The organism is Succinimonas amylolytica DSM 2873 (assembly GCF_000378405.1).
Taxonomy (GTDB): Bacteria; Pseudomonadota; Gammaproteobacteria; order Enterobacterales; family Succinivibrionaceae; genus Succinimonas; species Succinimonas amylolytica.
Genome location: NZ_KB899636.1, coordinates 1,925,688 through 1,944,494, shown reverse-complemented (window position 1 = coordinate 1,944,494; position 18,807 = coordinate 1,925,688). Strand labels below are relative to the sequence as shown.

The 18,807-nt window shown below is 52.5% G+C and carries 14 protein-coding genes; 4 read left to right on the top strand and 10 right to left on the bottom strand.

All coding sequences use genetic code 11. The features are described from left to right. From F557_RS22685 to F557_RS0108680, 4 genes are all read right to left on the bottom strand, one after another. On the bottom strand, positions 1–1,883 hold a 1,883-nt coding region (locus F557_RS22685; protein WP_044142701.1), incomplete at its 3' end, for a hypothetical protein. Between the two features lie 184 nt (positions 1,884–2,067). Then, complete coding sequence (locus tag F557_RS0108690; RefSeq protein WP_019001847.1) at positions 2,068–2,463, bottom strand: hypothetical protein; 396 nt, start codon at positions 2,461–2,463, stop codon at positions 2,068–2,070. An 11-nt stretch (positions 2,464–2,474) separates the two neighbouring features. Next, positions 2,475–4,529, bottom strand: a complete 2,055-nt coding sequence (locus tag F557_RS22965; protein WP_211209520.1) for a hypothetical protein — start codon at positions 4,527–4,529, stop codon at positions 2,475–2,477. A 23-nt stretch (positions 4,530–4,552) separates the two neighbouring features. Beyond that, positions 4,553–5,815 carry a hypothetical protein gene (locus tag F557_RS0108680; protein ID WP_019001845.1) on the bottom strand — a complete coding sequence of 421 codons (1,263 nt, stop codon included), beginning with the start codon at positions 5,813–5,815 and terminating at the stop codon, positions 4,553–4,555. A 336-nt stretch (positions 5,816–6,151) separates the two neighbouring features. Between F557_RS0108680 and purT the strand changes: the two genes are divergently transcribed. The 3 genes from purT to F557_RS0108660 all read left to right on the top strand — a co-directional run bounded on the left by purT (position 6,152) and on the right by F557_RS0108660 (position 9,034). Then, positions 6,152–7,336: a formate-dependent phosphoribosylglycinamide formyltransferase gene (gene purT, locus F557_RS0108675; RefSeq protein WP_019001844.1), complete on the top strand. Its 1,185-nt coding sequence runs from the start codon at positions 6,152–6,154 to the stop codon at positions 7,334–7,336. Positions 7,337–7,528: 192 nt separating this feature from the next. Continuing rightward, the gene (locus tag F557_RS19360) at positions 7,529–7,717 is read left to right on the top strand and encodes a DUF4250 domain-containing protein (protein ID WP_044142699.1); all 189 of its coding nucleotides are present in this window, start codon (positions 7,529–7,531) and stop codon (positions 7,715–7,717) included. 45 nt (positions 7,718–7,762) lie between these two features. After that, positions 7,763–9,034, top strand: coding sequence for a hypothetical protein (locus tag F557_RS0108660; protein WP_019001841.1), 1,272 nt, complete (start codon positions 7,763–7,765; stop codon positions 9,032–9,034). Positions 9,035–9,139: 105 nt separating this feature from the next. On the opposite strand, the gene F557_RS0108655 is transcribed toward F557_RS0108660, so the two are convergent. The 5 genes from F557_RS0108655 to F557_RS0108630 form a co-directional block, all read right to left on the bottom strand. Then, positions 9,140–10,321 (bottom strand): tetratricopeptide repeat protein, encoded by a 1,182-nt coding sequence (locus tag F557_RS0108655; protein ID WP_157617795.1) that lies wholly within the window; start codon positions 10,319–10,321, stop codon positions 9,140–9,142. A 148-nt stretch (positions 10,322–10,469) separates the two neighbouring features. Then, positions 10,470–10,964 carry an ApeP family dehydratase gene (locus F557_RS0108650; RefSeq protein WP_019001839.1) on the bottom strand — a complete coding sequence of 165 codons (495 nt, stop codon included), beginning with the start codon at positions 10,962–10,964 and terminating at the stop codon, positions 10,470–10,472. Positions 10,965–11,156: 192 nt separating this feature from the next. Continuing rightward, positions 11,157–13,448, bottom strand: a complete 2,292-nt coding sequence (locus tag F557_RS0108640; protein WP_019001838.1) for an MMPL family transporter — start codon at positions 13,446–13,448, stop codon at positions 11,157–11,159. A 70-nt stretch (positions 13,449–13,518) separates the two neighbouring features. Further along, positions 13,519–13,872 (bottom strand): ApeI family dehydratase, encoded by a 354-nt coding sequence (locus tag F557_RS0108635; RefSeq protein ID WP_019001837.1) that lies wholly within the window; start codon positions 13,870–13,872, stop codon positions 13,519–13,521. A 6-nt stretch (positions 13,873–13,878) separates the two neighbouring features. Then, complete coding sequence (locus F557_RS0108630; RefSeq protein ID WP_019001836.1) at positions 13,879–15,303, bottom strand: hypothetical protein; 1,425 nt, start codon at positions 15,301–15,303, stop codon at positions 13,879–13,881. A 349-nt stretch (positions 15,304–15,652) separates the two neighbouring features. Here F557_RS0108630 and F557_RS0108620 point away from each other — a divergent pair, with 349 nt between their 5' ends. Further along, entirely contained in the window at positions 15,653–16,381 is a 729-nt protein-coding gene (locus F557_RS0108620) for a M15 family metallopeptidase (protein ID WP_019001834.1), read from the top strand. 52 nt (positions 16,382–16,433) lie between these two features. Here F557_RS0108620 and F557_RS0108615 read toward each other — a convergent pair whose 3' ends face one another. Further along, positions 16,434–18,800, bottom strand: coding sequence for an LTA synthase family protein (locus F557_RS0108615; protein WP_019001833.1), 2,367 nt, complete (start codon positions 18,798–18,800; stop codon positions 16,434–16,436). Positions 18,801–18,807: the final 7 nt, after the last annotated feature.

Genomic DNA, 18,807 nt, shown 5'->3' with positions numbered 1-18,807 from the left:
TTCTGTTCCTCTTTTTTCTGTTCACCGAGAGCCGCCGCCCATTCATTCATGACATCGGCATCGGATTTCGGTTCAGTTCCTTTCTGTTCCTCTTTCTTCTGTTCACCGAGAGCCGCCGCCCATTCATCCATGGCTGCATCCTGAGCCTCACCGTCCATAGAAAGATCAATACCCATGGCCCGGGCAGCCTCTTCCTGTTCTTTAGGATCGGGCTCTGGAGCAGGGGCCGGCTCTGGCTTCGGCTGCTCATGTCTTGAGGAAGGACGCGGCGGCACCAGGTCAGGAGATGAAGAGGCCTCAGGAATCCCCTCATCAGGTTTTTCCAAATCCGGAACCTTGATAGACTGCCTGAAGCTTTCCTCATCAAGATCATTAAGATCGCCGACAGGATGAGGAGCCGGCTGCGGTTCCGGCCGGGGTTTGGGCTGCGGCGGCGGATTCAGGGAAACTTCCTTCTGCCGGGAACCGGAGATATCATCAATATTATCCCCTCCCAGAGAATCCAGCACATTGAGATCGTCAGTACCCTCCATGATGTTGTCGTCTTCATCAAAGAGCATTGCCTTTCTCTTCCGGTTCTGCTTGATGCGGAGATAAGCTCCGAAGCCAATGCCGGAAAGCAGGATCACCCCCATGAGCGTGAATACGAAAATCATCATGCCATTGTCGTCACTGCTCTTGCCGGAAACCTCAGAGGTATTTTTCTCCAGAGCCTCCAGCCGTTTCATGAGGACTTCCTGATTGAACTTAAGAGCCTCCACCTCCTCCCGGAGAGTCTGAATCCTAAGCTCGCTGTCACTCCGTTCCCGGCCGAGATGTTCTGCAAGTTCATCCACCCGGAACTGCAGCTTTTTAAGCTCCTCAGAGGATGCTCCGCCGCTTACCGCATTGCCCTGGGAATTCTTTCCCACGGCACTTCCGGAGGTCAGTGTCAGGGTGGAACCGGACACGCTGGTTCCGGAAACTCCGGAGGCGCTCTCGGATTTTTTGTTCTCATCCACCAGTGTTATATGACGCTTGCCGTCATCGGAAACATTCTGGCCGGGATCATCCTGAATCATCATGTCCGGACTGGAAATGTCAGCGGTCTCCACCGCAGCGCGTTTCCGGTCCTCCTCAGCCTCCCTGATTCTGTTGTTTTCGGCAATAACGTGATTCCGGCAGGTTTCATATTCCTTGTTGAGCCGATCCTGTTCCTGATCCCGCTTCTGCTTTTGCGCTGCTATTGCGGCAATCTCGTTCTGTTCCTTCGTCCAGGGAAGCTCCAGATCCGGAAGTTTGACCTTCTCTACCAGCCCCTTGTTGAGAGACTCTCTGACCTTTTTGCCGCTTTCGGGATTCTCCAGTCTGATCAGTGCCTCTCCGGGGATCTGAATTCTGGCATCGGCAAGAGGACCTGTGCCGCGGAAGGACTTGGGATTAAGACGGAGAATGGCAGCATAAATCTGATCCGTATTCAAAGACTGATCATCGTTCTGGGCATACTGGATAAGGCTGGCAAATGATTCACCCCGCTTTACGGCATGAAGCTCCCGGGGTTTCATAAGCTCCGCCTCGGGAATTACCGGAATCTTGGCCTCGGGTACAGCAATGTCAGGGATGGTTTTCAGCTTGCAGATCTTATCCGGATCCTTGAATTTGGGAGCATCGTCCTTTTTGGAAGATGCTGTATCGCGTTTTTTTCCGGTCCCTTTTCTGGAACTTCCGTCCGCCACGGTGGATGACGCTCTCCGAACACCGTCAGTTGCGGCTGGCGCCGGTTTTTTGACACCGCCCGGGCCTCTCATCTCCACTCCGAATTCTTCGGCCGAGACCAGGCCGGCGGCAAAACTCGTCATTCCGCCGGCAAGGATCAGTACCTGAGTCAGTTTACGCAGTTTCATAATTTATTCCCAAAGTTCATGGCAATCGTTTGTTGCCTGAATTCATAGCCAGTCATGCCCGAAGCGGCCGCATCCCCGGTACCTGTGATGAAAAGAATGGTTTCACACGGCAAAAAACTAACAGCAATGCAACGGCACTCAGCATTCGTGCAACAAACATACCATGCACCTGACACCGGCATCATCAGTCAATGAGCCATTTTACCTGAATTTTCTGACCCTTGTTATTTCTGGCAACCACCCGCTGACCACGAATATCAAGCTGGCTGCCGCTGGCACTTCGCAGCATCTCCTCCCGGGTGATACTGGAAACCCGGCGCGCCACCGTGCGTTTCCTGTCAAATGCGGCCCGAATGAGTTTCCGTTCCCGGTTCTCTCTCTCAAAATCCGCCGGCAGCATCACCAGAAGATCGCTTGGGAGATGCTCCGGAGTATCCCAGACATCGCGAAGGCTGAATTCCGGCTCATCAGACACGGCAACAGATGATGACAGCCCGGAGGTCCAGAACGTCACGCCGCCGAGCCCAGCAAAATAAAGCAGAACAAATGATATCGCAAAGACCTGAATTGTGTTAACCATTTGGACAAGATTTACTCCAGTGTGAGATTATTCTCCTCAAGATAACGCTTTCTTGCTGTTTTAACCTCACTTACCTGCTTTTCCCATTCCGTTTTTGCGGAGTTATACACCTTTTCGGCATCGTGGCACGCTTTTTCGGAAATGGTAAGCGGAATGGAATCCCGGGTAATCCTGACTCCCTCCGCCGCATTCAGATAATCCATGGTAGCCGGATCCTCGTTCAGCATTTCCTCAGCCCCCGGAACCTTAAGCTCGCTGTCCGCAAAAGGGAACACCGGAGTTACATGACTGAAGGAGGAAAAATTCCTCCGGAACAGGGCCGCGCCCGCCATTTTTCTGGTAACGCCTGCCGCCTGAAGTTCCGGAGTCATAACCAGATTCAGAACAGAGGCGAAGCCCTGCCCCGGTCCCACCTTCACGGTGGTTGCGGTTTTCCGTTCCGGGGCTGCCGGACATTCGCCCTTCACGGGCTCTGAAGGCAGCGGAAACTTTGCAGCCAGCTCGGACTCGGTTACGCTCCCGGGCTGTTTCAGATCAGAAGCGGAAGATTCCGTAGCACCTGATTTTGTTTCTGCAGGCACCTCAGGAGCGGAAGAAGACTGTGCGGGAGCGGGAGACTCGGGAGATTCCTGAGCGGTACTATCATCATCCGCAGAACCAGACTGCTCCTCCGTTTCCGGAGCCGAATCGGAATCAGGGGACTGAACACCGTTACTCTCCCCGGCATTTTTCCCGGCACCTTCCTCATCATCCGGAACCGGGTCTTCAGTTGCGGCTTCATTAGCGGCAGAAAAGCTCTGACTGCCATTTTCGGGAATTTTTCCGGAAAGATCTGCTTCCCAGTCGGAATCCTCAGGCTTGTTTTCATTTTCCGCGGCATTCTGCTCGTTTTCTGTATCCTCTTCGTCATTCTGTTTTTCTTCTGACTCGGGATCCGTCTTCTCAAACTCATCATCGAAGGATGAACTGGCGCGTACCACCGCATCAGCAGGGAGATCCTTTTTGGGAGCCACTACCTCCCGTTTCAGAATTTCCACCGAGAACTGATCCGCCTCCATCCCGAAAATCTTGCCATCTCTTGTCGGGAAAACCCCGCTGTTCTGTTTAGGGGCCGGTTTCTCAGCCGTTTTTTCGGCAGGCTTTTCAGCCGGTTTTTCGGCTGGTTTCTCGGCTGGTTTTTCAGCTGGCTTCTCAGCAGACTTTTCGGCCGGTTTTTCAGCTGGCTTCTCAGCAGGCTTTTCGGCCGGTTTTTCAGCAGGCTTCTCAGCAGGCTTTTCAGCAGGCTTTTCGGCCGGTTTTTCAGCAGGCTTCTCAGCAGGCTTTTCAGCAGGCTTTTCGGCCGGTTTTTCAGCAGGCTTCTCAGCAGGCTTTTCAGCAGGCTTTTCGGCTGGCTTCTCAGCAGGCTTCTCAGCTGGTTTTTCAGCAGGCTTTTCAGCAGGCTTTTCGGCAGACTTCTCAGCGGGCTTTTCAGCAGGCTTTTCAGCAGGCTTCTCAGCTGGTTTTTCAGCAGGCTTCTCGGCAGGCTTCTCGGCAGGCTTCTCAGCTGGTTTTTCAGCAGGCTTCTCAGCTGGTTTTTCAGCAGGCTTCTCAGCTGGTTTTTCAGCAGGCTTCTCAGCTGGTTTTTCAGCAGGCTTCTCGGCAGGCTTTTCGGCTGGCTTCACGCCAGGTTTATTGCCTTTGGAAGATTCCTTGGAGACAGGCAGAGAATCCGGTCGCCAGTCCTCGGTCCCGGTTACCAGAACCGGACGATATTCCTTTGTGGGGCTGTCGGGCTGATAATTGTGTTCGTCGAGAAACTGTTTTGTGATCTTTTCGTTAGGCTGCCCGATACGCACTTCCGAATAGGTAACACGTCCCTTCCGGCGATGCTTCAGGATCTCCTCTTCCTGTTCCTTGGTAAAAAACTCCGTACCGGAATTTTCAGGGAGCTGAAGCTGAGTCCCTGAAGTTTCAGCGCCGGGCTGACTGGTCCCGGAATCTGCTGACTCAGCCGAAGAGGTCTGCGCCAGAAACATGCTGCCGGCTGTAGCCATAATTATCGCCTGAGCTATTTTAGAAAGTTTCATTTAAACGTTCCGATTATCTGGTTCTACTTTCCGCCCGCGGACTCCGGCGAATTATCACTGACCCCGGCACCTTCCGCAGGAGCAGAGAGTCCTTCAGGCATATCACCGGGACGCACCGGCAGATTCTTTTCGAGACAGATGGCATCTCGGGTATATTCCCCGGCCTTGGCACGGCGCCTGTCCATTTCCTCAACCGGCACCTTAAGAGTAAGATCCCTGGAAACACGTTTCAGTCCCTGACTGTAAATGGAGCCCGGAGCACATTTCCTGACCCAGGTGGTCCAGGCATAGGCGGCATCGTCATCATGCACCCCCCAGTCGCCGACATGCAGCGAAACAGCCAGGTTGGAAGCTGCTATGAGATCTCCCATTTTGGCAAGAATCTCCAGATAGCTGATAACAGCCTTCTGGCTCTGTTCATGGTACTGATCAATCTGGGACAGTTTGACATAATAGGCAATCAGGTTCCAGTACACCCTGGCTACATAGGATCTGGCTTCCTCGTCCTGCCGGTCACGGTAGTGCATAAGCACCCGGTTATAATAATGCTCGGCTTCCTTCATGGCCTTATTGACGTCAGCCTGGGATTTCATGCTGCCAGTACTGCTCTGCAGAATATCGGCATAAACAAAAGCTGCTTTGAAATCATCATTATCGGCCATGGCCTTTACCCGGTCGGCATCCTCCTTCTTGAGACGATGCACCGCCTTGAGAGTGGTCACGTAGCGTAAATAACCGTCATCGGCAGTATCGGCGGCCATCTCCTTCAAAAAGTTTTCGGCGACGCTTTTAGTGTCCACACCGTCATTGGCCTTCCGGTTCATCTGGGTAATCACATAGGCCTCCCTGGCATCCCGGTATCCCTTTTTGGCAGCATTGTAGAGAAAATGGCGGGCCTTTCTTTCATCCGGAGCAATGTTTACAAAAAGATCGTGCTCCCCGTTGATATACCAGATCCCCACAGTATAAAGAAGCTCCGGAGAAGCTTCGCTGGTTTCAGCCTCTCTGAGACACTCTTCAGCTATTGCGTCCGAAAGCCGGTAATTCTTCAGATTCAGAAGACAGGGACTGAAGGATGCCTCTCCCGATGAAGCGATATTTGCAGATTTCCCACCGGCCTGGACAGATCCGGCAGTGTCACGAACCGGATCGGAAGCTGCCGGATTTAAGGCATTCTCCGGCTGTGAACGGGAATCTTCTGCCGCGAGAGCCGGATTTCCGCTGGCAAAAAGACAGAGTCCGCTGATTACGGCCGTGGCCATCGCTTTTCTGTAAAACATCTTCATGATTGGTATCTGCCTGTTCTGAATATTTACAAATGTTGCATCGCTGTTACTAATTTAGCTCAGCCCACAATTATAGAGACTTTGGAAAAAATAATGTTATCCGGGCCTCAATTTTTGGCCAAAAATGTGAATGACGCGGGATCGGCATGCCGCCCCATTCTCCAAACCGGTATTCTCCGGCGCCTCCAGAGGCCCCGGACACGCGTTCCGAAGCCCCGGCCAGACACGGCAATTATGACACGGAGCATTGAATGCGGGAGCTCAAATCATTATAATTAAGGAAATTTTATCCCGATTACGGGGTTTTCATAACACAAAAAATAAGGAAAAAATCTTATGCTGGGAACTCCTTATACTCCCCATGCCACCCGGGCACTGCTTCTGGGCTGCGGGGAACTGGGCAAGGAAATCTGCATTGAGCTTCAGAGACTGGGCGTGGAGGTTATCGGTGTTGATCGCTATGCCAACGCCCCTGCCATGCAGGTGGCTCACCGCTCGCATGTAATCGACATGCAGAACGGAGACGAGCTGGCAAAGGTCATCACCGAGGAAAAGCCGCACTACATCATTCCGGAAATCGAGGCTATTGCCACTGACAGGCTCAGGGAATTCGAGGAGCAGGGTATAAAAGTGGTTCCCAGCAGCTTTGCCGCCAGAACCACCATGGATCGTGAAGGGATCCGCACCCTGGCTTCCGAAAAGCTCCGCATCCCCACATCCCGGTATGTTTTTGCGGAAACCCTGGAAGAATTCAGAGCCGGAGTTGAAAAAATCGGCATCCCCTGCGTGGTGAAGCCCGTTATGAGCTCATCCGGAAAAGGCCAGTCCGTCATCAAGGACAGCGCCGATATCGAAAAGGCCTGGCAGGTAGCCCATGATGAAGGCCGGGGACACAAGCAGAAGGTAATCATTGAGGAATTCCTGAAGTTCGACTACGAAATCACCCTGCTGACCGTGCATGCCGTAGACGGCTTTCATTTCTGTCCACCCATCGGACACCGCCAGGAAAACGGCGACTATCAGGAAAGCTGGCAGCCCCAGAAAATGCCGGAAGCTCTGCTGGTCAAGGCTCAGTACTATGCCAAGGAAATTGTGGACGCTCTGGACGGCTACGGCATCTACGGAGTTGAAATGTTCATCAGGGGCGACGAGGTGCTGTTCAGCGAAGTTTCGCCACGTCCTCACGACACCGGCATGGTAACCATGATCTCTCAGAATCTCAGCGAATTCGCCCTTCATGTAAGGGCCCTGCTGGGACTCCCGGTGGGCCAGATCCTGACCTCCGGCCCCGCAGCCTCGGTGGCGCTCCTCGGAGACGGAGATTCCGCCAACATCGCCTTCGACAATGTTCCGGAAGCCATGAGACTGTGCCCGTCCTCCCAGGTAAGACTGTTCGGGAAACCGGAAATCCATGGACACCGGCGGCTGGGCGTAGTTCTGACCCGGGGCGAAACTACAGAGCAGGCAGTAGCCGACGGCAAGAAGGTTGCCGGAGCCATCCGCATCGATTACGGCAGCTAGCGGACAGCCGGACATCCTGACAAAGGGGCTTTTTTTTCTGAAAATCACCGGGGACTGGTTATTCCAGTCTCCGTTTTTATGTGATGCTCCCGCCGGTATTCCGCCTCCAAATTCCTCCGTGTCCGCACCACATAGAGCCCGGTTCCGGAACCCTCCGAACCCGGTGTTTTAACAGTAAGGTTTTTATAGTTTATGATATTCGACAATTACGAACATATGGATCCCTTCATCCTGTATTCCGGAGTTAACATGGAGCTCAGAGACCAGAATATCGATCTTGAAGAATTCTGCAAAATCCATGATATTGACATGGAAAAGCTCCAGGAAATTCTTGCCCGGGCCGGATTTTCCTATTCTCCGGAAGCCAACCAGTTCCGCTGAAAATCCCGGTCATTTCCAGCCGTTCAGATATCCAGGTGATTGTCAATGCTGTTTCTGCACCTACTGCCTCTTAACGAAAATTACGAGCCGCTGGCCCTGGAATATGCCCTGTCAGCCCCGGACAGTCCCCCTGCCGGAGCTCCCGGAAACAGGGGGCTAGTGATTATTCCTCCCCGGGCGGGAGTTTTTCCGGCCCCGGAATACTCCGCAGCACTGCCGCAGGATCCGGTGGCAATGCTGAACAATGCCGAACCGCTTCCGGAACTCAGGGAAAAGGTCAGAGCCATCTTCGAAGATCCCGGAGCGGACATCATAGTACTTACCTCCTTCCGTTTTCTTACGGCTCTCAAAAAGCTGTTTCTCAGACTGCTGCTCCCGGATCTCATCCGGAATAAAAAGTGCGTTTCCGCCAGAAGTCTGGTGCGGGCCGCCGCCCTTTACAAGGGAATCTGGCCAGAGTCAGCCTCCCGGAATCTAAAAAAAGCCTATGAGGGAATCACCGGCCGCCCGGAAACCCAGCTCTCCGGTGCCCGCGGCCTCCTGGGCCTTCTGAATCAGCGGGAATCCCGGCTGCTGGATTATTTTCTGAAAGCATCTCTGCTGTCCCTCCCTGGAGCAGTTGTGCCGTTTGCCTCCGCAAAGATACTGGCAGCCCTGGGGGAAAACAGCTTTATGATGTTCACGCCGCTTCTTTCCGCCAGTGACGGCAGCATTCTGGTGTGGGATCTTTCCAGATCCCCGGCAGATCCCGAAAACAGAGGCGACGGTTTTGTAAAACTATATGACCGTGGTGATATTCTGATTTCTCCGGCTGGCACCGTTTCCCGAAACGTGCTGGATCAGTATGGCATAGCATCAGCAGGCATCAGGGAGAACAGCGCCCTCCTTACCGGACTTATGAATCAGGAGGAATTCCGGGAGGAGGCCTGCCTGGCGGCAATTCCCTCCGAGGAAGCTCTGACAGAGATCCGGAGCTGTGGCAGCACTGAGGGACTTAATGCTCTGGATGTGCTGACGGAACATCCCGGGTACTGCAGAATAGCGGCAGGTTCTACCGAGCCTGGCCGCCTCCTGAGTCTGCTCCCCGGGCTCTCCGGAGAGCTAAGACATCTTGCGCTGGACTATCTCTACACCACTGCTCCGGAGCTCCTGGATCAGCAGTATGCACAGCTTTACGGTGAACTTGTTCGGGAACGCATCGCCGGGAAAAGAGACGATTTCATTCTCAGACTCAACGACCTTGCTGAAAAGAACCGCCAGAACCCGGAATGCCTGAAAAGACTTAAAAATCTTTACGACTATCTGGCACAGAGCTAATCCGTCTGGCACTGCGCTGATGTAGTGAAGGCTAAAAAATGCCGGAACAATTTTCGCATTCCGGCAGTGCATTTTTTAATTTTTAGCTGCTGCTTTCCCCGGGGCTCAGCCTCCAGCTGCCTGCTCCGCTACCAGTCTTTCAAAAGTGTCGCATTCCTCTTCGTACTCTCTTTCCAGATCCGGATACACGCAGGGACGGCCTCCGGTCAGAAGCTGCCGGTTTTCGGGAGTCAGAGAAAGAATCTCAAAAAGATAAAGCTCCCGGCAGGCACGGGTGACATAGGCACCGTCCGGAAGCCGGGCACGCTGAAAAAAATCAAAAACGTCTTCATATGCGGTACCGTTCAGAACCACCGAGCCTCCGGACGCCGAGGGGATGAACGACACCTTTTGCAGCCGTCCCTTATACACAAAGGTCACTGCAACAGGAAAATCCACAAAAAGCTGCAGGAGATCAAAAATACCGAAGTTTTCTGTATCAAAACCGATGTTCCGATACTGCTCCAGCACAATGCTGTCCATGAGATCAATATCCTGCGGGTCAATTTCATCAGTGCCGAAATAAAACCGCTGCATCAGAAAATCCCGCCCTTTGAGAAGGTAATCCAGAGCCCGATCCGGATCCTTTTCCGTTCCGCTGATCAGCCCCTGACCGGCGATCTCTCCGGCCGTAAACATAATCTCCGGATAGGGATCACTCAGAAGAACCGCCCCCTCCTCCCAGAAGATCCGGTCCGCCAGATCCAGCATAAATCTGTTGGCCTTGTCGGTATCCTGGGGCACGCCGTCACCGGCACGGTACATCTCTCCCAGCTGAAAAAATGACCACAGACAGCCGGATTTTGCTCCCTGAACCAGATATTTCAGGGCTTTCCGGGAATCCTTTTTCATTCCTTTTCCGGCAAGCGCCATCGTACCGATGTAATAGCAGCTGCGGTAATCATGCTGATCACAGGACCGCAAAAAGATCTCCAGAGCCTTCTGGTAATCACGGCTGTTGTAGGCCTGAATTCCTTCATTTATAAAAGCTATTTCATCATTCGTGCGCTTGTTTTCAGATAAGCTGAGCTCCCTGACCAGCTCCATGATATCGGGAGTACCATTATTTGCGGACTTTAAAGTCCGGTGTTTCACTCGTCCGGAAGTGCCAGTACCGCGTTTCCCCGAGACTTTTACAGCCTTGTTCCGATCCGTTTCTGCGGTTCTCCCCGGAGCTTTATCCCGGGCTGCTATTTTTTCGTCCTTGGGTTCTTCCTGATCCGGGGACTTGTTGTTTTTGGTAGTCATTTTATTAAACTCTTTATCCAGATCTGCGGCACCAAACCGCAAATCAAAATAATTTGCACAAAAAGAAAAAAGAAAACCCGCCGTCCCGTTTTCCTGCGTTCCTTTTGCCTGTCCGTAAAACACCGGTTCTGGCAGGAAATGCGGCAGGTCAGAGACGGTTCAGCTCCGTATGCTTTACAAAATCGTGAATCTGCGTATCACTGGGAACAAGACCGGTCATGCGGGCCGTAGCGATAATCTCGTTCTCCAGTTCATCCTTGACCTCGCAGTAAAAACGCACATAGCCGCGTTCCTGACGATCCAGATGAGCGGTAATAACCAGCGACATGCCCCGGGGAAGGTGACTGTTCCTGGTGACTATCATGCGGGAAATGTCCACCAGGATCCCGAACCTGATTTTATGATCGGTGCGTGACGACTGGTTAAGGGTACTCCAGACACTCATGGTCTGCGCCATTACCTCCAGAAGCGCCATCACCGGAAGCTCCTTCTCCTCAGTATAGGCCACGCTGTCCCGGGATCCCACGGTCATTCTGCAGACGACCATATCGGAGGTGACATTGTCAACGGTATCAAGAAGCAAATTGGGAGTTCTATTAATAATGCAGTCCTCAACGGACATTGGAAATACAAACTTTTTCATACCCCCCCGCAATTTCGAACGAAAGCCGCAGACATCAGGGATTCTTAACGGCGCGACATAAACAACGGCCTGGCGGAGACCTTATGACTTCAATATTACACGTATTTTTTCAAGTCCGCAATTTTACACCGGGATTTTTGAATTCCGCACCGGAAAATCTGGCGCCTGAGAACCGGAAAACAGCCCCGGAAATCATGCGGGACTGCCGGCTTCCGGTGGAAGATCCTTCGGTTCAGGAGCCTTTTTTCCTGCAGACACGGATCTGAGCCTTCCTCTTCCCGAAAACAGAATAAACATGTTTAACAGCAGCGCAGTGACCGCCCCGGCGGTAATCCCGGAAACCATCACTGCCCCGGTCATCCGGAACACCGGCACCCCGGAACAAAGAAATAATGCAAACATGCTCTCGCTTATCAGCACCGAAACTATGAAGGTAATCCCCGCCCGGCGATCCCGGTGCCGGCCGGCTCTTCTGGAGAAAACTGCAAAATCAAAGGTAATACCGGACACCAGCAGGATTATCAGTATGGAAAACAGCGAAAGTCCGGAACTGAAAAACGTCATGACCAGAGCGGAAAATCCCAGTCCCGCAAAAACGGGGAGTGTCATGCCGATGAACGACGAGACGCCCTTCACCGCATAGATAACGGCCGCCATCACCGCAAAGACCAGGGAGATAAGGATAATAATGTCCGCACTCTGGGGCGCAATGCCGCGCACGTAGCTGGAAACCTGATCGTCAGACTCAACCCAGGCAAACTCGTTCCGGAGAGAATTGTAGAACCCCGGCTTTTCACGGAAAACCACCAGGGAGGCCTTTTTGCTGCCGGGCGATTCCGGAAAAAACAGCCTGAGTGCCGGATCTGCCGCAAATGCGGAAATAAGAGACCTGAACTCCTCCTCCGGAATTTCAGGAAGCGTTCCCGCAAGACCGGCCTGTTCCCGCAGGGAATCAGTTTTCACATAAAGCTCCCGGTTTCTCTCCATGTTGAGCCGGGCCACGTTTTCGGAAATCACCATGTCAAAGGGAAGAATATAGTATCCGATTCTCTTTTCGAGAAGCTCCCGGTCCAGCCACTCCCGGAGTCTGCTCAGCCTGCTGTCCAGAATTTCATCCGAACCCGCAGTAACCGAATAGACAGTCAGATCCCGGCCACCGCTGGCGATCCGGGCCATCTTGTCTGCGGCGCCTTCCCTGGCATAGTTGAAGATAATGCCGTCAGCCGCCGTAGTAAGGCCGTACAGGGAAACTGCGGCAATGCCGAAAACGAGCAGCATGGCAAGCACCCTGACGGAGACAAAGCGCCGGATCCCCCTAATACGGCGATAAAAGCCATAGCGGCCGCGATATGCCACCGGAGGCAGGAAGACCAGTCCTCCGTAAAGAATGCAGAAAAGGGAAATAAAAAACAGCGCAATCACCGCCAGTTCGGAGAAAATCCTGAAGCCGATCTGAGCCATGGCACCATAAATGACAACGGTGACCAGCATACTGACCCAAACTCCGGCAATATGATTCCGTCTGAGGCGTCCTGATTCCCGGGCATTGTTGAAATTAAGATAAATATCAATGCCGGGGATCCAGAATGCCAGACTGAAAAACAGAGTCATCACGTGCAGATGCCCCAGGAATCCCCAGACTGCCATAATGGAAATACCGTATGAAAACGCCAGCACCAGCAGCATTTCCGCAAAGGGACGGACGCTGCGGTACAGAAAGAACAGCGCCGCTCCCGAAGCGGCCAGTACTGCCAGAAAGGCATAAAGCAGAGTTTTCTCGGCCACCCGGAAAAAATCATGTCTCTTCTGCACCGGATTGAACACAGTGATATGACCGCCGGCCTTTTCGTATTCTGATTTGACGCGCTTTAGCTCCTGAGCGGTGTGCTCCACCGCCTCCAGATCAGAGGTCTGGGAAAGCTCGCCGTAATAAAGAGTACACAGATCCGCATCGCAAAGGCTGGAATGATTCGATTTAAAAATCAGACGTCCTTCGGGATTCAGAAAGAATGAAGACACCGGAAAGGCGTAATCCAGAAGCAGCGGGTCTTCCGCCATAATCCGGTTCATTTCCTCAGTGCCAATCCCCGATGCCTGAAGCTCCTTAAGCCTTTCAGAAAACCCCTTCTCGGTATTTCCGGCCACACTCCGGTAGTAGTTAAGCTTTTTCAGAGCTGCAATAAACCCCTGCTGCCGGTCACTTCCGGTAAGCCAGATCATGCCCGGAATGCCATGAATATCCTGATCCAGCTTCCGGAAAGCCTCCCCGAGATCCGGACGCTCCTCGGCAAAAAGCCAGATCCGGAGCTCGGTACCGGAAAATTCGGTTCCACTGGAGTGATCAGAGTATTTCATAAGATCTGCAGTGGTAAAATCAATGGTCAGAGGCTGAGTGCGTTCCGCATAGGAGCGGCAGACCAGAAAACAGAGAATCAGCAGAACAATGAGGAAAAAAAACGAAAAATAATTCTGAATCTTTTTCATACAAATGCGACAATCATGGAATTAAGTGCCGGCGATACTCCGGGCTGCCCGAAAAACGTTCCGGGATTCGTCATACCACCCGGAGCACTCCGGAGGAATAAATCCAGATATCCGGACTGTCCGGATCGCAGAATTTGAATTGCAGCGTCTTGTTCTCCGGGGAAAGGCTGATATCCAGCTCCACCACCGTATCCGGAAAAATCGGGTGCATGAATCTGACGTTGTCCACCGACTTTATGGCAGCATTCGGAGCAAAATAAATTCTCAGATACTCCTCCGTCCAGAACACAGCCACCATTCCCGGAAGAATGGCCATTTCCGGAAAATGCCCCTCAAACCACGCAAGATCCTTCCCAACATTTAAAATCAGCTTCAATTCCCGGGAGCTTTTTACAGTCTTCAGAATATCTGGAAATTTTTTCATGGCATATTATCTTTGTTTATCAGGACTGATCTGGCTAAACACCTTTTTCAGCCTCTCGTAATCAGGTCTTCCAAATTCATTATAACTTATTTTTCTGACAAATCTGACCTTGCGCGGCAACAATTCCCCGGGATAACCTCCAATAATCAGCTCATTCCGGATCTCGTTAACATAATCAGCAGCCAGTCCCCGGCTCTCTATATCGTCACTGCCGGAAAGCATGCAGAGCTCCTCCGATTCCACCGCAATGACGATGTACTTCTCCTTTTCCTTCCAGCGGGAAAATTCAAAAACCGCCACCCGGCTTCCGAATCCGGCCCGCTCCAGACACTGCTCCATGTCATCCAGATTGTAATCCTTGCCCCGGACTGCAACCAGTCTCTTGCGGCGGCCGGTGATAAGAAAGTCCCTTCCGGTCACCTGCGCCGTGTATTCAGTAGGATAGCAGCAGTTCTCCTGATCAAAGCAGGAATTGCACGTAAGCACGCCGTCCTCATCCAGCTGGTATCTTACAGAATTGACAAAATGAAATGATTTGCCGTTGGCCAGGCGTCTCAGGGCAATGACCCCGTGCGTCAGGGTCCCCAGACTTTCAACTACAGGACAGTCCGTAACCGAGCTTACGGCGATATAGTCCATCATCTTCTCGAAAAATCCGTTTACAAGAACCAGCCGGCATCCTGCAATGACATCATCCTTCTCCAGACTTTCAAGAAAGGACACGGAGGTTATAAGAGCATAATCGGAAAGCCCCAGAAGCGCTATCTGGGCCCCGTTGATAAGGCGGCGGTCAAACATCGGAATATCCAGAAGCATGCTCATGACAAGCCCGTGAGAAAATCCGAAGCCGCTGGACGGAATAAAGGTGGAAACAACGGCACGCGCCTCGGAAATCTCGGGAAGTCCGTGAATCTGATTCCGGCACTGACTTTCCATCAGTGACAGCGGCGCTGTATATTCCCTTACAGAAACCCCGGTATCTCCGCCGAAAAGCGTAATGGTTATCCGGGAGGTGTCAGGAATACGCCCCCGGGCAAGAATCCTCTCATCCTGATCCGGATCGGATATGAACGTCAGTGTGGTAAAGAGATCGATAACATTGCACGAAAACCCCCGGAAAACATCGGTAATCAGAATATCGTCATCATTGAGATACTGCTTAAGACAGGGATCCGACACATTATCACCCACCAGGACAATGCGATCGGTGACAAACATGGCAACCTGCAGCGACACCCGCATGAGATAGTACCGGGAAAGCTCCATAACCATTCTGGCATGAGGCCGGGCACTAATAATCTGCAGAAGCTCGGCCACATGATGGCGGAACATACGGCGCTCCATTATTCCGGCATCAGTGAAGCCCATGACATCATGAGGATTTTCAGTTCCGTAGAATGAGGAAACGAGCGAGAGAGAATCAATGTCCATTGCTAAAAATCCTCAATGTTCCTGCTGAGACTTCGGAGATCGCCCCCGGCGGAAAAAGCCCCTGATCACGAATCCCGTTCCCGAACAGTCCGCGGGAGACAGTCTAGCATATCAGGGTTTCAGAAGCACCATCCGGGATTTCAAAAGTACGATCTCGAAACAGATCCTTTCCGTACGGATATGCCCGCCTGAAGCCCGTACCGGGAAAAGCGGTACCGGTAACCCCGGTATCGCAGATTATTAATCCCGGAGTTGAGTGCCCGGGCAAAATTCAATATACTCTCCGCGGCAGTACCTGAAAACTGCCGAAAAACGATTGAGCCGCCACTGTATGTAACCGGGGTTTTCTATGCCGCATCTTCCGTATCCGTCATTTTCACATTACCAGGATCTTCCGCTCATCATCCACGGTCTCACGGAAATCCATCTGTCTTTGTCGCCGGAAGCCCCGGCAGTGAGACTGACTCCGGGAGCCGGCATGGCCTTCCGGAACATGCAGAAGGAAGCCCTTAAGGACGGTATAAATCTCCGGGCCGCTTCGTCCTTCAGGAATTTTGAAAGGCAGAAGCTCATCTTTACCGAAAAAATGACCGGCATAAGACCGGTACTGGATCGCCAGGAAAAACCGCTGGATATCACAAAACTATCCCCTGCAGAACTAATCCGGGCTATTCTGGTATTCAGTGCCGTTCCCGGGCTTTCCCGGCATCACTACGGCACGGACATCGACGTATATGATCCGGATCTGATTCCTGAAGGAGGGGCTCTGGAGCTGACCAACCGGGAATACAGCTCCGGACCGCAGGCTCCGGTTTCGCAGTGGCTGGATACCAGAATGCAGGAATTCGGATTCTTCCGGCCCTATGCCGCCCCCACCTCCAGCACCTCCGGGGAGCTCTGGCATATCAGCTACGCTCCGGACGCTGATATCATTACCAGAGGAGTCTCAGAAGCGGAATCCCGGAACTTTATTATGAATTCCGACCTGCCCGGAAAGGAAATGCTGGCGGAAAACATCTGCATTGATTTCGACGCCAGATTCCGGATCTTTTCTCCGGAAAACGGCGGACTGTTTTAAAACGGGCCCCTCCGGAAAAAACGGAAAAAAAGGGCCCTTCTTAATTCCGCCCTTATTTCTGTCCGAATTCCGGATCATTGCGGAACCAGTATACGTCGCGCAAAAGCCGCTCCCGGTTCTCCCGCGCCCCGGAGACAATGTCCGTTGCATCACCGTCCAGTGCTATCCGGGAAATATCGCCGTTACCGCGAAATACCAGCACTTCATCCCGCGGCCCCTTCTTCTGATAAAAAACATCCTCCTGACAGTCAGGATCCGCAAAGGGGTTGCACTGCCATTCCTGAACCTCGGAGCTGTCAAGGATCAGATATCTGATAATGGAGCCCAGAGAATCATGTCCCACGCTGTTTCGAAAAACCCGGCTGCCCAGAGACCGGTCAATGATCACCAGTGGAACGCGGCCCAAAGCCCGTTCTCCGTATTGCATCTGCTCATCCAGGGTCAGGGAAAGCATTGCCCGGTGATCCGCCACAATAACCATGATGCCGTGATCAAAATACCTGACGGAACGCAGCTTGGCGACCAGCTCCATGAGCTCCCGATCCGTGTACCGCAAAGTCCCTTCGTAGGAAGCGGTATGTGTCAGAGGCATCAGAAAAGGCGCATGGGTGGTTGCTGTCAGCACCATGGTGAAAAATGGCGCCTGACCCGGCTTCCAGCGGGAAACCCGCTGATAAAGATTATCAAAAAGATCCCGATCCGGGACAGAATTAAAGGTCAGTCTTTCGGAAATGGCATAATGCGGATCACTGCCATCACTGAATTCATCAAAGCCGGCCCGCCTGAGGAGCTCGTCCGCATGAAAAACATTTCGGGAGGAGTACATGACGGAGGTATGATACCCGCTGGCACTTAAAATCCGGGGAAGCGCCCGGTCAAAATATGCCGGGTCCGTTACCCCGCGCCAGCCGTTTATATAGGGAAAGCCGGTCAGAATGGCAAAATTGGCCACATCAGAGGCATAGCCGTTGGAGTAGTAGTTGGTGAAGCTGACATTGCTTTTCGCCAGACGATCCAGCTCCGGCATATTATTGCTGAACCCACCGAAAAACATACTCTGATACGAGCTGAAGGATTCCAGATCAATGAGAATGACGTTCTTGCGGGAATTAAGCCCCGGGATCACCTTTGCCCCGGGAATACTGTTTCTGTACGGGCTGTCCGGAGAATAGCGCACCTCATGTCTTGAGGAATTCACCGTGAAAAAATTGGCAAAATCGTAGTCATCCACCGTGCTTCCGGGACTCGGCTCACCCCAGGCAAGCAGCCCGACAGCCAGGAGAACCAGACTGCCGGAAAAGAGCGCCGGATATTCCGGATTCCTGCTTTCGTAACATGAAATACTGACAAAACGCACATAAAAGAAAAGCAGAAACAGCGCCGCAATTCCTGGCAGAGACAATACAAAATCCCGGACCAGCGGCGCTCCCAGAGCAAAATCCCAGCCGAAATTCCGGACGGCATCAATGGTCAGCCTGGAATTAAGCTCCCGCAGGATAAAAAAATCGGTGATATTAACCGCAAAAAACAGGAAAAACAGCAAAATACCCAGCCAGCGGATCTGCCAGAACCTTTTCCAGGAAGAAAGAATCAGACATCCTGTCAGGATAAAGAAGCAAACTCCATACTGATGAAAAACGTTAAGCACCCCCAGAGAAAACTCGCTGCGGTAAACCCGGGAAATATCAGGAAAAAAGGCCACCACAAGATTCAGGGCATACCCCAGAATAACCGGCAGCGCCGCCCAGCACCAGAGAATCAGATGCATCCGAAAAAACTGTGCCAGGGCCGCAATTACCGTAAAGGAAGCCAGAAAAGACAGAAAGTACAGCACCGGCCGGTTTAATCCGGTAAAAACTGTCAGAGGATCGTTATGAGCCTTCAGGCTCATGATTTCGGAAGAAAACCGCTGCGGCTGCACGTAAATCAGACTGCTTTCCGGTCTTTGGAGCATGCAGTCCGGAGAGCAGTCCAGATCCAGTCCCGGATAATCCTCCAGCCGAAAGCTTTCGAATCCTTCAAGCCTGAGATTCCGAATTCTGAAGCTGGTGGTTTCCGAAAAGCTGAGGCGGACGTTTGTGATAAGCACGCTCTGAAAACTCAGGTCTATCTTCTGAAAATCGGGAGTTCCGGATGCTCCGGCCGGAAAATTCAGCTTCAGAGTGCGGGTATTTTCAGCAAAATAATTCCTGCTGAGGGGCGTGGCATATCCCACGGTAACCTCATAATCACCAGGCAGGGCCGGTGCGATTTCACAGGAAAATCTGACCTCGGTGAGAAGTCCGGGCAGCATAAGAACCATGCCGGCCGTGACCAGCACAGCCAGAAAAAAAGCATCCGGCAGGGCCCCCCGCAAAAAACTCTTCAGAAATTGCAGGAAACTGCCAGGACGCGAATTCGTGCTATTCTCCGCAGTCATGAAACAC

Bases quoted from the DNA above. Each gene is read 5' to 3' on its own strand.
- F557_RS0108690 (WP_019001847.1), bottom strand. From the start codon at position 2,463: ATGGTTAACACAATTCAGGTCTTTGCGATATCATTTGTTCTGCTTTAT.
- F557_RS22965 (WP_211209520.1), bottom strand. From the start codon at position 4,529: ATGAAACTTTCTAAAATAGCTCAGGCGATAATTATGGCTACAGCCGGC.
- F557_RS0108680 (WP_019001845.1), bottom strand. From the start codon at position 5,815: ATGAAGATGTTTTACAGAAAAGCGATGGCCACGGCCGTAATCAGCGGA.
- purT (WP_019001844.1), top strand. From the start codon at position 6,152: ATGCTGGGAACTCCTTATACTCCCCATGCCACCCGGGCACTGCTTCTG.
- F557_RS19360 (WP_044142699.1), top strand. From the start codon at position 7,529: ATGATATTCGACAATTACGAACATATGGATCCCTTCATCCTGTATTCC.
- F557_RS0108660 (WP_019001841.1), top strand. From the start codon at position 7,763: ATGCTGTTTCTGCACCTACTGCCTCTTAACGAAAATTACGAGCCGCTG.
- F557_RS0108655 (WP_157617795.1), bottom strand. From the start codon at position 10,321: ATGACTACCAAAAACAACAAGTCCCCGGATCAGGAAGAACCCAAGGAC.
- F557_RS0108650 (WP_019001839.1), bottom strand. From the start codon at position 10,964: ATGAAAAAGTTTGTATTTCCAATGTCCGTTGAGGACTGCATTATTAAT.
- F557_RS0108640 (WP_019001838.1), bottom strand. From the start codon at position 13,448: ATGAAAAAGATTCAGAATTATTTTTCGTTTTTTTTCCTCATTGTTCTG.
- F557_RS0108635 (WP_019001837.1), bottom strand. From the start codon at position 13,872: ATGAAAAAATTTCCAGATATTCTGAAGACTGTAAAAAGCTCCCGGGAA.
- F557_RS0108630 (WP_019001836.1), bottom strand. From the start codon at position 15,303: ATGGACATTGATTCTCTCTCGCTCGTTTCCTCATTCTACGGAACTGAA.
- F557_RS0108620 (WP_019001834.1), top strand. From the start codon at position 15,653: ATGCCGCATCTTCCGTATCCGTCATTTTCACATTACCAGGATCTTCCG.
- F557_RS0108615 (WP_019001833.1), bottom strand. From the start codon at position 18,800: ATGACTGCGGAGAATAGCACGAATTCGCGTCCTGGCAGTTTCCTGCAA.